This is a genomic window from Ensifer adhaerens, assembly GCF_002007205.1.
Classification (GTDB): Bacteria; Pseudomonadota; Alphaproteobacteria; order Rhizobiales; family Rhizobiaceae; genus Ensifer; species Ensifer adhaerens_D.
Map to the genome: position 1 here is coordinate 1,542,244 of NZ_LAZS01000005.1, position 13,663 is coordinate 1,555,906.

The following is a 13,663-nucleotide window of genomic DNA, read 5'->3' on the forward strand; positions in this document are numbered from 1 at the left end:
TAGTGGCTTTCTGCTATCCCGGCTGAGGGACTTCAGCGCCGGAAGACAGCCATGAACAAGTTTGACCGCCCGGGTTCGTTCGATCCCGAAGCGCTTCGCAAGAAGATTTCGGAAATCCGTGCCCGTGCGCCTGGCGAAATGCCCGGCGAAAAGACGAGCAAGGATCTCAATCCGCTGGCGCGGCAGATCGCCGAGCAGTTCAGCGCCGATACCTATTCGCCGGCGATGATCATGGGGCTGATGCGCCTGTTCGAGTTCAGCGCACTCTTTGCGATCGGCTATGCCATCAACGCGCTCTACGTCCAGCCGGGCTTCGATCAACTGCCGCTCTATCTAGCGATCCTCGTCGGCGGATCGGCGCTTGCGGTCGCCGCCATGCAGATCGCCGACACCTATCAGATCCCGGCACTGCGCGCCTGGCTGCGGTTCATGCCGCGTATCCTCGCTTCCTGGGCAGTCGCCTTCGGCGGCATCGCCGTCGCGCTGTTCTTTCTGAAATCCGGTCACCAGTATTCGCGTGTCTGGTTCGGCGGCTGGTTCATCGGCGGCGCGATCTTCCTGATCGCCGAGCGCGCCTTCATCGCCTATTCCATCCGCCATTGGGCCCGCAACGGCACCATGGAGCGGCGTGCCGTCGTCGTCGGCGGCGGCCAGCCGGCCAAAGACCTCATCCGCACGCTCGAGGACCAGCCCGACAACGACATCCGCATCTGCGGTATTTTCGACGACCGCGACGAGCGCCGCTCGCCCAATGTGATCGCTGGCTACCCGAAGCTCGGGACGGTCGACGAACTGGTGGAATTCGCCCGCTTGGCGCGCATCGACATGCTGATCATCTCGCTGCCGCTGACGGCGGAGAAGCGCATTCTCCAGCTTCTGAAGAAGCTCTGGATCCTGCCGGTCGACATCCGGCTCGCCGCCCACGCCAACAACCTGCGGTTCCGCCCGCGCAGCTACTCCCATGTCGGCGATGTCCCCATGCTCGACATCTTCGACAAGCCGATCGCCGATTGGGACTCGGTCGCCAAGCGCGGCTTCGACATCTTCTTCAGCCTGGTCGCCCTCGTGCTTCTGTGGCCGATCATGCTCGGCGCGGCGATCGCCGTCAAAGCGACGTCCCCGGGCCCGATCATCTTCAAGCAGAAGCGGCACGGCTTCAACAACGAGACCATCGAGGTCTACAAGTTCCGCTCGATGTATACGCATATGAGCGACCCGACGGCCCGCAACGCCGTGACCAAGCGCGACCCGCGCGTTACCCCCGTCGGCCGTTTCATCCGCAAGTCCTCGATCGACGAACTGCCGCAGATCTTCAACGTGCTGAAGGGCGAGCTGTCGCTCGTTGGGCCGCGGCCGCACGCCGTGCTCGCCCAGACCCAGAACCGGACCTACTCCGACGTCGTCGAAGGCTATTTCGCCCGCCACCGCGTCAAGCCCGGCGTCACCGGCTGGGCGCAGATCAACGGCTGGCGCGGCGAGATCGACAATGACGACAAGATCCGCCTGCGCACCGCCTTCGACCTCCACTATATCGAAAACTGGTCGCTGCTCTTCGACCTCAAGATCCTGTTCCTGACGCCGTTCCGGCTTCTCAACACCGAGAACGCCTATTGAGCACCGTCGACACAGGCCGGCTCTTGATCGCTCGTCCCCAGCTTGCGGCGCTTTCGCTGTTTGCCTCCGGGCTGGTGGCGTTTGCCGTGTTTCTCTCCGGCTTCGTCATCTTCGAGCCGGCGCCCTACGAGCTGTTCCTCGTGGCGCTTATCGGCCTCTGGGCACTGTTCGGGCTTAAGATATCGCGCAGCGTCGCCCCTCTGCTTACCCTTCTGACGCTGTTCATGGTCGGCGGCATCCTGTCGCTGACCGTCATGGTCGACCTGACCAAAGGCCCGATGTACATGGCAGTCTCCGGCTTCCTTGCACTGTCGTCGGTCTTCTTTGCCGCCATCATCGAGGATCGCCATGAGCGGCTGCGGCTGATCTTCAATGCCTGGACGGCGGCGGCCATCATCACCGCCCTGCTCGGCATCCTCGGCTATTTCGGCGCCGTGCCGGGCGCGGAAAGCTTCACGCTCTATGGCCGCGCCAAGGGCGCGTTCCAGGATCCGAACGTCTTTGGCCCGTTCCTCTCGGTGCCGGCCATGTACCTCATCCACGGCATCCTCACGCAGCCCATCCAGAAAGCCCCTCCGAAGATCGCCGCGCTGATGGTGCTGGCGCTTGGCGTCTTTCTTTCGTTCTCCCGCGCAGCCTGGGCCCTCAACCTCTTCTGTGTCGTCGCCTTCGTCTTCGTCATGCTGCTCAAGGAGCGAAACGGCCTCTTCCGCCTGCGGATTCTGGTGTTGGCTCTCGTCGGCGGGATCATGATCGTCGGCGCCCTCCTCGTCGCGCTGCAGTCCGAGCAGGTCGCAACACTCTTTTCCAGCCGCTCGCAGCTGGTGCAGGATTATGACGGCGGCCACCTCGGCCGCTTCGATCGCCATCGCCTCGGCTTCCTGATGTCGATGGAAAAGCCGCTCGGCATCGGCCCGATGGTCTTCAGCACGATCTTCCCGGAGGATGAGCACAACGTCTGGCTGAAGTCGCTGACGTCCTACGGCTGGCTCGGCTTTGTCAGTTACGTGACGCTGATCGTCTGGACGCTCTCGCTCGGCTTTCGCTTTCTGCTGCTCAACCGCCCTTGGCAGACCTATCTGATGATTGCCTGGGTCGCCGTCCTCGGCCACGTCGGGGTCGGCAATGTCATCGACACGGACCATTGGCGCCACTTCTATCTGCTCATCGGAATCATCTGGGGATGCGCCGCCCTTGAATATCGCCATCGCCGGCAGGCGCGCGCCGGCCGGAGCTCCTGACCATGGAACATGTGGTTCCGCGCCGGTCGCCGGCCCCTCCCCTCAAGCTCCTGCAGGTGCTGGAGCCGAGTGGCGGCGGCTCGGGCCGGCACTTTCTCGATCTGTGCCGCGGCATGCACAAGCGCGGGCATCACGTCGAGGCCGTCTATTCGCCGGTGCGCGCGGAGGAAGGTTTCGTTCGTGAACTGAAGGCAATCGGCCTGCCTGCCGTACACGCCGTCAACATGAAGCGCGCACCCGGACCGTCTGACGTCGGCTGCTTTCTCGAACTCCGCCGCATCATGCGGGCCAACAGTTTCGACATCATCCATGGCCACAGTTCCAAGGCCGGTGCGCTGACACGCCTGCGGCTGCCTGGTTCTCATGTTCCGCGGATCTACACGCCCCACGCCTTTCGCACACTGGACCCGACGCTCGGCCGTGGTGGACGGTTGATCTACGGCACGATCGAATGGGCGCTGGCCCATTTCTTTACCGATCACCTGATCTGCGTTTCCGACGACGAGTTCCACCATGCGCTCTCGCTGCATATGCCCGAGAAGCGCATGTCGGTGATCGTCAACGGCGTGGCACCGCCCTCTTGCGAAATGGCGCAGACGCTGCGGGCCAGTTTTGGAATCGCGCCGGACGCTTTCGTCTTCGGCTTCGTTGGGCGACTTTCCGCCCAGAAAGCACCGGAACGGCTGATCGCGGCGTTCAGAAACGTCGCAGCGTCGGTCAGAAACAGCCATCTCGTGATGGTTGGCAGCGGTGAGCTCGAAGGCAGCCTGCGCAAGGCGATCGCCGAAAGCGGGCTGCAGAACCGCATGCACCTGACTTCCGCCTTTACCGGCCCGCAGGCCGTTCCCGCCTTCGACCTCCTGGTGATGCCGAGCCGCTACGAAGCCATGTCCTATGTGATGCTCGAAGGAGCGGCGGCCGGCAAGGCGATCATTGCCACCGATATCGGTGGCGCGCGCACGGTGATCGAGGACGGGCGGAACGGCTACATCCTGCCCAACAGCGACGACACGTCCGCACTCGCCAAGACCATGATCCGGGCGGCTGAGCCCGAGACCCTCAAGGTGCTCTCGGCCACGGCCGAAAGCCTGAAGGACCGCTTTACGCTCGCCGTCATGCTCGATCGCACCGAGGCGCTCTACCGGAAAGCGGCATCGAAGCGGCAGACCGCCGAGCTGATCAAACCAGTCAGGTAATGCGGAAGCAGACCGCGCCATCGCCGCGCAGCAAGCGCCGGAGACAAAAAAGAGGCCCTGCTGAAGGGCCTCTTTTGCTGCTCCGAAAGATCGCTTAAGGCGTCGATCCCTCCTCATTCACCCCGCCGCCGGTGTCGGGATTCGAACTCGGCGCACCGGTATCACCGTTAGAATTAGGCGTGCCGGTATCGGGGTTGGAGCTCGGAGTGCCGGTGTCCGGGTTGGAACTTGCTGCGCCGGTATCGCCCGACGAGCCGGTCGGCTGACCCGGCACGAGAACAACGGCATCGTCCGCACGGGCATTGTCGGACGTCGAAATGACCGGCATCGTCGTCAGGGCCGTCAGACCGAGCAACGACGCGGCAAACAGTTTCGAAAGCGTCTTCATTGCATTTCCTCCTTTGGCAGGCAGACGCCCGCCACAGGCCATTCCATCACTTTCGCGAGGACGGCGATGGCCCCAGCCGCGTGGACCATCGCACCGGAACGAGGCATTTTAGCGATTTCCGATGAGCGATGTTTTTTCCGCGGCGCAAGCAACGAGGCGTGGACTGCATCAATCTCGAAGCAGGCAGGCGCACGCCGAGGGAAACCAATCAACTGGCTGTTCGGGATTTTTCCGGGACTCTAATCCGCAGCTTCAGCGGCCGAAGAGTCTTCGAACAGAGTTCGCCAATCGACTGATCCTCTTGTGCCAGCGCGACTTGAGAGGCTTTTTCGCCCAAGGCGTCGCTTGCCGGTACTGCAAATACAGGGGCTGGGCGGGGTGCTGGCAACGAACGGAGTTGGGCTTGTCGTGCGTGAAATGAATGATTGCGGGATCATCGGCGTGCGAATGCAAAATCACATTCCAGCGGCGATCGAGGGAAGCAAATTGCCCGACGAGCGCGATGTTCAATGCGTCCTGATCAAAAAATTTCAGCCTTGCGGCCTGTGAGCGAACGATCTCAAGGCAGCGCTTCGACAGACCCCTGCTCAACCATTCCCGGACATTAATCAGCAGAACGCCGGAATTCATAGTTTTCGTTCCGTCCGGAAGCTTCAGACGCGAAGTGTCCCGCTTGGAAACGCCGCCCACTGCAGCCACCGGCATGCCGGCCATTTCCAGCGTCATCAACGGACGCAGACTGTCGACCACGATCGTATCGGCGTCGAGATAGATTAGCCGCCCCTCCTTGCAGCCAAGGAGGTCCGGCAAGATAAGCCGGGTATAAATCGACCGGCTCCAGTTGCTGTTGGTCTTCAGCCCGTCAAATTGTCGAAGCGTCTTTTCCGACAACTCGAACAGCGTCAAGCGGAGCTGCCCGCCGCACATTCTCAGATGCGATTTATCCTTGGAGGTCAATCCATCACAGAAGACGACGACGTTGGCATCATCGACGTCGCCGTTCAGGGCCAGGGTATGCAACATCACTCCAGCAAACTCGACAAACCTGCGGTCGATGGAAGTGACGACAAAACACTCGCTCAAAGACAAAGTCGGCACGTCAGTTTCTGCAAGCATGAAGCCCCCCACTCTCACAAGGCTATCAAGACGATGGCCCGCTACCCGCCCATCCCTCAGGGGAAGGCCGCCAAAACGCTCAGGCGCTAATCGAAAAGATGAAGGGAGAACGAAATTCCACGGATCCTTGGGGGCAATAGGCTTGGATCCTTGGGGCTGTTGGCTTCAAAACCCCAAAAGAAAAATGGTCGGAGCGGCGGGATTCGAACCCACGACCCCTTGACCCCCAGGAGAGTTGTCTACTCTCTGCAACCGCATGTAGCGCAGGCGTTTGTGCCTCGTCAATAGGCTTACTTCGGGAATTATTTCGGGACTCTGTGTCCCGAGCTTGCATCCGCATCAATGCTAAAAAGCGGAAGCTTGCCGTCGTCTCGCTGCTGAATCCCCTTGAACGAAGGATGCCGAAGCTTACCATCTTGCGTCCACGCGCGATACTCGACGGTGGCGACGAGTAGCGGCTGCGCGAAGATTGCGCCCTTCCGCTTCAGCGCCACCGGCGGCCGGCTTGCCGGGATCGCGTCGAGCAGTTCACGAAGCTGCGCCGATTCCTTGTTGCTCCATCCCGTTCCGCACCCGCCGACGTAGACGAGTCCGTCGCCCTTCCGCGCTGCCAGCAGAAGGCGGCCGATTGCGCCTGGCATCGTCGATGGCTCATAGCCGACGATCACGAAGGTGTCGCGGCGTGCGCATTTGATCTTGAGCCATTCCGGCCGGCGTCCGGAGTGATAGGGCTTGTCCCGACGCTTCGCGATGATGCCTTCGAGCCCGAGCTCGCAAGCGGCACGGAAGAAATCTTCGCCGTCTGCATCAACCTCCTGCGACAACCATATTGCGCCAGCGTCCGATACGATCCCCTCAAGCATTCCGCGCCGCTCGCTTTGAAGAAGTCGCCGGAGATCTTGGCCGTTGAGATACAGAAGATCGAACGCGTAGAAGCTTATCGCGTCTCCGTTGACCGTCGTCGGCTTGCGCCCAAGTGACCTTTGCAACAAACCGAAGTCCGAACGGCCCTGGTCGTCGAGTACAACAGCCTCCCCGTCAATGATGGCCGACTTGACAGCGAGCTCCCGCGCGCCGGCGACGATCGCCGGAAATTTCTTTGTCCAGTCATACCCGCCGCGGGTAATGGCGCGGACGTTTCCTCCCTGTATGTAGAGGGCCAAACGATACCCGTCCCACTTCACCTCAAAGGCCCACTCCGGGCCTTTCGGCGGCTTGTCGACGAGGGTCGCGACACATGGCTCGACCCGCCGCGGCATCGGATCGGCGGGCGGCGCTGGTGGACGTGCTTTCTTCGCTGTTTTAGCCATCACGCATTAACGCACGAACGCGCAAAACGCTGCAATCGCCAGCCGTAGATTTGAGGCGCTCCGGAACATCTGCCGAACGCGTAGGTTCTGAACCGGCCTGTAACCTGCTGGCTGCAGGATTATGGGCGGGCTCTGGCGGTTTAGCTGGGGCTCGATGGCTTATAGCACGCGCGCTCGGATGGCCCTGTCGTGAATGGCAGGGTCATTTCCGGGGACACATCCTTGCCAGGCACCAATCCCAATAGGTCTCGACCATCTCCGTCGCCTCGCGCGCGGTGTCGCAATAGCCCTGGTTCGGCGTGGGTGGCGATCCTTTAAAGGTCCGGGGGACAGACCCGGCCCAGTTCCAGCGACCAGCCGTCGGGCCGCCGGCCTCTTTCCGGATGCGGCCTATGTAACCGATGCCGTCGAAGCCGAGCCAGTCAAAGTCGGTCGGCGGGTCGTTGGCGTCCAGTTCGGTGCGCCGCCACTGGTAGCGGGGCTGGTAGGGCTCGGTCATATTCTCAGTGTGATAAGACGCGCTAGAAAATCAAGCGGTCCAAGGAACCCATTTCGCCGGCGGTGGTTTATGGACCGGGTCTGGTTGCCAATCCCCTCCGGACCTATGTTTGATACCGGAACCTTGTGGCCTCGTCAGTCGCCTTTCGGGGCCATCTTTTTTCTTTGCGGAAGGAGTGTCGCAATGGCAACCAAGGACACCAATGCAACGCCTGAGCAGGCGAAGCCGAAAGACATCCATCAACCCGCCGGCCGCGAGAAGCACCGCGACGAGGAGTCGATCGCCCCGCCAACCGTTCAGCCTCCTGGCGCCAAGGACACGAGCGAAAAACCCGAGGTGAACCCCGTAACTGGGGTGGCGACGTAGGAGCGTTTTTTTACGCTGATTCCCGGAACCCAAACACGACGTGAGCGTTTTTAGCTTTGTGGAGACCCTGAACCCCCGATCAGGGTGACACCTTCACAATCCCTCCGGAAGTGAAGTCTTCTCGATAGGCGCTTATGGCCTCGTCAAGCCCCGGACGAGGCCATTCCTTTTCGGGACCCTTTAGGTTTTCGCGTGAACACTTTTGTCCCTTACGGCCGCGGCGGGTCTCGTCATAGCCTCCTCCGATCTACAACGGAGGACATGTCATGGAAATCAGACGTCCAGATGTCACCAAAATGACCGATGAAGAACTGCGCACGCTCTGCCTGGCAGCCGTCGCCATCTGCATCTCCTGGATTGATCGGAACGAGGACCCGCTATGGTCGGAGATTGCCGATGAGGCTTACCGCCGCGGGTGGACGAAGACGGATACAGTCGCAATGCATTGAACTGTCCAGCATGGTCCGCAGGGACGACCAAACCCCCACATATCTTGCGGTGCAAAATTTCGTCTTATTTGCGCAATCTTGCGAACCTAAAAGGACGCTGATTCGAATAACTTTTGGACGAGGGTTCATGATTGCAAGATATTTGAGCTATCCCTTATTTATTGTCTCAATGTCGCTTCTTACAGCCGTCATTCTGCCGTTTAATATTCTGCGTGACTTATATAATCTGGTCGCGCGATATGCCGTGATAAGGATACCGCTCTTAATCCTTTGCGTTTTCGCCGTTATATACTGGGGACCGTCCTTTTTCGACGTCAAACTGGCTCTGCAGACGTGGCTGAAATCGTAGGCGCCAAAGCTGGGCGAACCGGTGAACGGAGATGTGGTCAGGCTTGACCCGCATCCTTTGAAACCTATTGTGTCGCCGATCGAAGGAGTCGCCGGCACATGAAAAAAGCATTCGTTCTGCGGGAAGAGCCTTTTGATGGCTACAATTGGAATGTCGGGGATCACCTAATCCACGCCGGCGTTGACACGATTGTTGACCATCTGGGCCAGTTCACGCGCACTTACGTCAACAGAAAGCAGTTCGGCTTGCCCGATCCCAGTGAGCGTGCGGATTTGCTGGTCTATGCCGGCATGCCTCAGTTTGCTGCAACGGATCGCGCCTCGATGGACGATCAGGCGTGGGCAATGCTCAGACACCGCTTCCCCTCAACTCGGGCCATCAACGTTGGGTGCGGGACAGGCTATGCGTTGCATGTGAATAGGTTGTCCGTCGCGGCAAACATGGCGTCGGAGTATTACAACAACTGGTACTACGCGGCGCAGTCGGACGTAACTTATGTCACGCGCGATCCGCTAAGCTGGCACTTCCTTGACCTCCTGGGCCTTGATGCAACGCTGGGCCTTTGCCCCTCGCATTTCGCAGTAGCTCCGCCCGCCAGCAAGAAGTATCGAATTGGCGTATCGCTCGCCCACCCGGAAACCAAATTCGACCAGGCGCAAAAGTCACGCCTTCAGTTCGAGCTCGGCGAGCTTTATCAATCTCTATTGGCCAAGTACCCAGATGCTCTGGTGATCTGCCAGGAGCCCGTCGACGTCGAATGGGCGAAAGCCTTGGGCATAACCAACCTCGTATTGCCGCGAACGGTCTCTGAGTTTTACGAGGCTTGCGGAAGCGTAGGGACGCTGATCTCCACAAGAGTGCACGCGACGGTGTGCGCCGTCTTGCGCAACGTGCCGACCCTTCATCTTGCGATCGACGGACGCTCCGATCTTCTGACGCCGTTGATGACGTGCGGCCTGACCAAGTTGAACCTGTTCTGGCATTCGCAGGATGAGATTTTGGACGCTGCGCAAGCGCTGGTCGAAAAAGGTACGCACATCGATCCACGCCCGATCGTTGATCGTTTCAGGTCCGCGACGGTGGACCGTCTGGCCACATCGCTCAAGCGCATTGCGAAGAGACAACCTTCGCCTGGCAATGTCATTGTCAACCCAGGCCATATCGCGAGGATGGCGGCCGGTGACGTCATTTTTCTGACCGCAGAACATTTCAGGGCAAATGCGGGGAGCAACAAGGACGAGCGGATCGTTTTTCCGCTTGAGGGCATCGGAAAGCATGTGGTTTTCGGGCCTTACAAGCGCCTGCCGCGGGGAAGATACGAGGTGGTATTCGACCTTGAGTATTGGGGACGGGCCGGCTCTCTCGATTCGGAAATGACGTTTGATGTTGCTGTATCCGGGGAGGTGCTCGCCGCGGACCGCATTCGGCTCAGCGACCTCCTGACCAATCGCCGGATTGTGCGGATAGAGTTCGATCACGAACGCGACAAGCACGACATCGAGTTCCGTATTGAGGGCTTCGGCCATTCTGGCCAACTCAACGTTGCCTTTTCAGGGGTGAGGCTGAGAGCTCTGTAAACTTTCACCCCTTCCCAATAATCACGAACACGACCCGCCTGATGGCCTCGGCGAAGCTCACGCCGAGCGCCATCGCGGCGATGCCGGTGACGCCAAGTGCGCCGATGCCCATCAGCTTCCACCGTTTCACGTCGTCGGTGACTGGCTTCATCTCCGAAACATCCTCACCGATCGTGGCGACTGACGCCTCGACGTGCCCGACACGGTCGACGAGCTGATCCATGCGTTGATGCACGGCGGCACGGCTCGTCGCCGCCTTATCTTCTGCCCGCATCGAACCTTCTTCTAGCCGCCGGATCGATTCTTGCAGGCTCCTCATTCCCGCCACCAACTCGCCGAGCTGGCGATGCACTGCCGCATCTTCAGATGGTGCCATTATCCCCGTTCCCCATGCCTCTGGCATTCCGCCTTTGTCCAGATCGCTGCAGCGCAGATGCCCACGGCGGTCCGGTCAATTTTCCGCTGATCTTCCGGCGTCGCCCCTCGCGCGCCGATGAGGTCAGTTCCGACGACCCGCCGCAGACCGTCGACACTTGCCGGCGCCGTAGTCCCACACGCCGCCCCGATCGAGGCATAGGTCAAAGTCACTGCGAGCATCGCTCGCCGCATCACCGCTCGCATTGTTCTGCCTTTCGATCGAGGATTTGTAGTCTTCGGTTGCATCCCGGCGGATCTCTACGACGAGCCAGGTGATAGCGGCGAGCACGAGCACGCCGCCGATGAGTTTCGACCAGGGGATCAGCATCACGCCATCCTCTCGACCTGCTTCGCCACGGCCTTCCGGTCGGCGTTCTTCCGCCAGTAGAGGAAGCCGGCGATGGCGCCGAGCGCGAGGAGTAGGATCAACAGGTTCTGCCATGGTATGCCGCCGATCGCAGTGAGGATCGACGCGCCGCCGCCGCTGACGGCCGGGACGATGACCTCTTTCGACTTCCACCACGGCGCATCGAGGCTTGGCGGCGTCACCGGGACTGGAACCGGTACCGGCTTCTCCTCGGTGACCGGCGCCGCCTTGACCTCAGGCCTGGCAGCCTCGCCCGGGGTGAGTGCGACCAGAGCCTTATGCATGGCGGAACGCGTCTTCGGGCCGACGTCGCCGTCCACGTCGAGGCGTTGTTCAGCTTGGAACTGCCGGACATTGTCGGCCCGATATCCGAGGAGAACGAGCGAGACCCGCGCCAGGCGGTCAAAGCGATCGGCCAAGCCGTTCTTGCCGCCGTTGATCTTCTTCGTGATGGTCTCGGCGTCGCCCTCGTCCGCCCACCGATTGAGGCCACGAGTGTCCCAATAGAACAGGGGCACGAGCCCTTCCCAAGGATCGGTGTTGACCGCATCCGGATCCTTGACGAAGTCAGGGCAATCGAGGCCGGCGGCGCGGCACCAATCCCGGAACTGGCGATAGTTTTCCTTGCCGGTCAACTGCATGCCGGTACGGCCGCGGTAGAGGTAGCCGTCGCCGTCCTTCTCCGGCGTGTTGCCGAGATCGGTACGGGTGTCGTAGCGCTGCTGCGCCGACGTCGGGCCCCATATCTCGCGATCGTACTTGAAGTCCCCGCTCTCATGCATCAGCTGGGCGAAGTACTGGGCGAGCCGGTGCGGCCGATCCATGCCAAACTTGCTGCCGTATTTGTCCAGCGCCATGAGCACGGACGCGAGGTTGCTCTCGTTCACTTTGCCCTTCGAGGCATCGCGAACCTGCTGAGCGGTGATGGCGCTCATCGGTTACTCCTGATTGTTGGGAGAGGTTCTAATGCGCGTCAACCGGCGCTAATACGAAGCGAAACGCCGGAAAAACGCTAATGGAATGCAATGCGTGTACAAACGAAACTCAACATTTTGTTGACTGCAATACACACCAGTGTGTATAAGAGCACCCATGAAGAGTGGCGACATCATTTCCGAATTAATGGCCGATGGATGGTTTGAGGTTGATCGAAGAGGCAGCCATGTCCAATTCAAACACCCTACAAAGCCAGGTCGTGTAACCGTCCCACACCCTAAGCGAGATATCCCAATCGGGACGCTGAAGAGCATAGAAAAGCAATCCGGACTGAAACTGAGGTAATGACCATGCGCAATTATATCGGGCTGATCCATAAGGACGCCGACAGCGATTTCGGTGTGTCCTTTCCTGACTTTCCAGGTGTTGTAACCGCCGGCACCAGCCTCGACGATGCGCGCGCTATGGCTGAAGAAGCTTTGGCGCTGCATATCGACGGCCTAGTCGCTGATGGTGAGGCAATTCCCGAACCTTCATCTTTGGATGCCGTGATGGCCGATCCTGAGAATAAAGAGGGCGTTGCCATACTAGTAGCACTCAAGACTGAGGCGAAAAAATCGGTCCGCGTAAACGTCACTTTGCCTGAAGATGTCCTTCAGCAGATCGACGCCTTTGCCGAGGCTCACGGACTGACCCGATCGGGTTTCCTGGCAAAGGCCGCTAAACGAGAAATGGAACTCGAGGCGGCGTGACATCACAAACCCGAGGCTTCCCTCGGGTTTTTCTTTGCCTAGCGCGCGCGCCACAAGATTGCTGAATGGAGGGATAGCCGGTAGAGGTTGGCGGAGAGCCAGAAACCAGAGAATGAGGCGCGTCCGTTGTTTGATTTTTTCAAGCGCAAGACAGAAAAGGCTGACGTGCGCGAAGACTTGCCCCGCCCAAAAGAGGCGGAGCCGGCAACCCCAAGAGTGGCCGCAATCAAGATTACAGACTTCATGGAGATGCCCGAGCCTGGGTCGCCTAAATCCTATTTGCCTTTCGTCGGCTTCGTACCTCCGAACCTAATCGGAGCTAAAGAGATCCTGCTCGAAGCTGATGACCGGAGGCACGCCTACCTGATGGGCGCACTTCGTGCTGCCTCGCGCTGGCACGACAAGCTTGATGATCTCTACGCGGACAAAAAGATCAACGAGGCGCAGCGCGACGCACTCAATGCGATGGTTCGAGAGATCGTCGAGGCATTTCCCAAAGAGACGGGCGCCACAGTTTGGCTTGATAGAGACTCTGACCGCGGCGAGAAAGATCTGCACGAGGCGATTAGAGAGAACCTGAAGGCTGGCGTCGGACACATTGCCAGCGTTTACGCCGGTCGAATGGCCGAAGTCGCAAGCACTTCCGCCCCGCCCACTTTCAGCGATCAAGCGTGGCAGATTCCTGCCGAGGCTTTCCACACACCGCTCAAAACTCGTGGGGTTGGCGTCATCTCGTCTGACTTCTCCAACACGAACATGTGCATCATATTCGGCCCATATCAAAAGGTCGGTGCTGGCAGCTACATCGCCTACTTCCACTTGCAGATCCAAGCGGAAGGCTCGACGTGGGGGCCGGAAGTCAAAATTGACGTAACGGTAAATGGAGACGTGGTCCAACAGACCACGTTTGGCGTGTCAACATTGCGCGATCAGGGAATGAACGTCGCTCAGTTGCAGTTCGACCACGTTAAGAAGGATGCACCAGTTGAGTTCCGGGTTTGGACGACCGGAAGACCGCTCTACACGAAACTAATTTTTCGCGGCGTGACCCTGGATCCGGCATAAAAAGAGGCGCCGATAACGGCG

General features: G+C 59.9%; 17 protein-coding genes. 9 read left to right on the plus strand and 8 right to left on the minus strand.

Annotated features, from left to right (window positions below; all coding sequences use genetic code 11):
- The first annotated feature begins 51 nt into the window (after nucleotides 1-51).
- The 3 genes from XB14_RS11280 to XB14_RS11290 are packed head-to-tail and all read left to right on the plus strand — an operon-like array spanning nucleotide 52 to nucleotide 4,051.
- Nucleotides 52-1,614, plus strand: coding sequence for an undecaprenyl-phosphate glucose phosphotransferase (locus XB14_RS11280; protein WP_077961615.1), 1,563 nt, complete (start codon nucleotides 52-54; stop codon nucleotides 1,612-1,614).
- A complete protein-coding gene (locus tag XB14_RS11285; protein ID WP_077961616.1) occupies nucleotides 1,611-2,855 on the plus strand; it encodes an O-antigen ligase family protein in 1,245 nt (414 codons plus the stop codon). Before XB14_RS11280 ends, XB14_RS11285 begins: the two co-directional genes overlap by 4 nt.
- Before the next feature lie 2 nt (nucleotides 2,856-2,857).
- On the plus strand, nucleotides 2,858-4,051 hold the full coding sequence (locus XB14_RS11290) for a glycosyltransferase (protein ID WP_077961618.1): 1,194 nt from the start codon (nucleotides 2,858-2,860) through the stop codon (nucleotides 4,049-4,051).
- 94 nt (nucleotides 4,052-4,145) lie between these two features.
- On the opposite strand, the gene XB14_RS11295 is transcribed toward XB14_RS11290, so the two are convergent.
- From XB14_RS11295 to XB14_RS11310, 4 genes are all read right to left on the minus strand, one after another.
- Nucleotides 4,146-4,439, minus strand: coding sequence for a hypothetical protein (locus XB14_RS11295; protein WP_077961619.1), 294 nt, complete (start codon nucleotides 4,437-4,439; stop codon nucleotides 4,146-4,148).
- Between the two features lie 252 nt (nucleotides 4,440-4,691).
- Nucleotides 4,692-5,555 carry a glycosyltransferase family 8 protein gene (locus XB14_RS11300; protein WP_077961620.1) on the minus strand — a complete coding sequence of 288 codons (864 nt, stop codon included), beginning with the start codon at nucleotides 5,553-5,555 and terminating at the stop codon, nucleotides 4,692-4,694.
- A 302-nt stretch (nucleotides 5,556-5,857) separates the two neighbouring features.
- On the minus strand, nucleotides 5,858-6,865 hold the full coding sequence (gene ligD / locus XB14_RS11305) for a non-homologous end-joining DNA ligase (RefSeq protein WP_077961621.1): 1,008 nt from the start codon (nucleotides 6,863-6,865) through the stop codon (nucleotides 5,858-5,860).
- A 202-nt stretch (nucleotides 6,866-7,067) separates the two neighbouring features.
- Nucleotides 7,068-7,364, minus strand: a complete 297-nt coding sequence (locus XB14_RS11310) for a hypothetical protein (RefSeq protein ID WP_077961622.1) — start codon at nucleotides 7,362-7,364, stop codon at nucleotides 7,068-7,070.
- Nucleotides 7,365-7,547: 183 nt separating this feature from the next.
- Here XB14_RS11310 and XB14_RS11315 point away from each other — a divergent pair, with 183 nt between their 5' ends.
- From XB14_RS11315 to XB14_RS11330, 3 genes are all read left to right on the plus strand, one after another.
- The gene (locus XB14_RS11315) at nucleotides 7,548-7,730 is read left to right on the plus strand and encodes a hypothetical protein (RefSeq protein WP_077961623.1); all 183 of its coding nucleotides are present in this window, start codon (nucleotides 7,548-7,550) and stop codon (nucleotides 7,728-7,730) included.
- Nucleotides 7,731-7,996: 266 nt separating this feature from the next.
- Nucleotides 7,997-8,179: a hypothetical protein gene (locus tag XB14_RS11320; protein WP_077961624.1), complete on the plus strand. Its 183-nt coding sequence runs from the start codon at nucleotides 7,997-7,999 to the stop codon at nucleotides 8,177-8,179.
- A gap of 447 nt (nucleotides 8,180-8,626) precedes the next feature.
- Nucleotides 8,627-10,105 (plus strand): polysaccharide pyruvyl transferase family protein, encoded by a 1,479-nt coding sequence (locus XB14_RS11330; protein ID WP_077961626.1) that lies wholly within the window; start codon nucleotides 8,627-8,629, stop codon nucleotides 10,103-10,105.
- A 4-nt stretch (nucleotides 10,106-10,109) separates the two neighbouring features.
- Here the strand turns inward: XB14_RS11330 and XB14_RS11335 are convergent, their stop codons facing one another.
- Genes XB14_RS11335 through XB14_RS11350 form a run of 4 tightly spaced genes read right to left on the minus strand, consistent with a single transcriptional unit; the run spans nucleotide 10,110 to nucleotide 11,824 of the window.
- The gene (locus XB14_RS11335) at nucleotides 10,110-10,481 is read right to left on the minus strand and encodes a DUF1515 family protein (RefSeq protein ID WP_077961627.1); all 372 of its coding nucleotides are present in this window, start codon (nucleotides 10,479-10,481) and stop codon (nucleotides 10,110-10,112) included.
- Nucleotides 10,481-10,714 (minus strand): hypothetical protein, encoded by a 234-nt coding sequence (locus XB14_RS33545; protein WP_143348326.1) that lies wholly within the window; start codon nucleotides 10,712-10,714, stop codon nucleotides 10,481-10,483. The genes XB14_RS11335 and XB14_RS33545 overlap by 1 nt, the downstream gene beginning before the upstream one ends.
- Complete coding sequence (locus XB14_RS11345; RefSeq protein ID WP_143348327.1) at nucleotides 10,605-10,850, minus strand: hypothetical protein; 246 nt, start codon at nucleotides 10,848-10,850, stop codon at nucleotides 10,605-10,607. Before XB14_RS11345 ends, XB14_RS33545 begins: the two co-directional genes overlap by 110 nt.
- A complete protein-coding gene (locus XB14_RS11350; RefSeq protein ID WP_077961629.1) occupies nucleotides 10,850-11,824 on the minus strand; it encodes a peptidoglycan-binding protein in 975 nt (324 codons plus the stop codon). The genes XB14_RS11345 and XB14_RS11350 overlap by 1 nt, the downstream gene beginning before the upstream one ends.
- A gap of 157 nt (nucleotides 11,825-11,981) precedes the next feature.
- On the opposite strand from XB14_RS11350, the gene XB14_RS11355 reads away from it, so the two are divergent.
- From XB14_RS11355 to XB14_RS11365, 3 genes are all read left to right on the plus strand, one after another.
- Nucleotides 11,982-12,170 carry a type II toxin-antitoxin system HicA family toxin gene (locus tag XB14_RS11355; RefSeq protein ID WP_077961630.1) on the plus strand — a complete coding sequence of 63 codons (189 nt, stop codon included), beginning with the start codon at nucleotides 11,982-11,984 and terminating at the stop codon, nucleotides 12,168-12,170.
- A gap of 5 nt (nucleotides 12,171-12,175) precedes the next feature.
- Nucleotides 12,176-12,577: a type II toxin-antitoxin system HicB family antitoxin gene (locus XB14_RS11360; RefSeq protein WP_077961970.1), complete on the plus strand. Its 402-nt coding sequence runs from the start codon at nucleotides 12,176-12,178 to the stop codon at nucleotides 12,575-12,577.
- Nucleotides 12,578-12,664: 87 nt separating this feature from the next.
- Nucleotides 12,665-13,642, plus strand: coding sequence for a hypothetical protein (locus tag XB14_RS11365; protein WP_077961631.1), 978 nt, complete (start codon nucleotides 12,665-12,667; stop codon nucleotides 13,640-13,642).
- Nucleotides 13,643-13,663 lie beyond the last annotated feature (21 nt).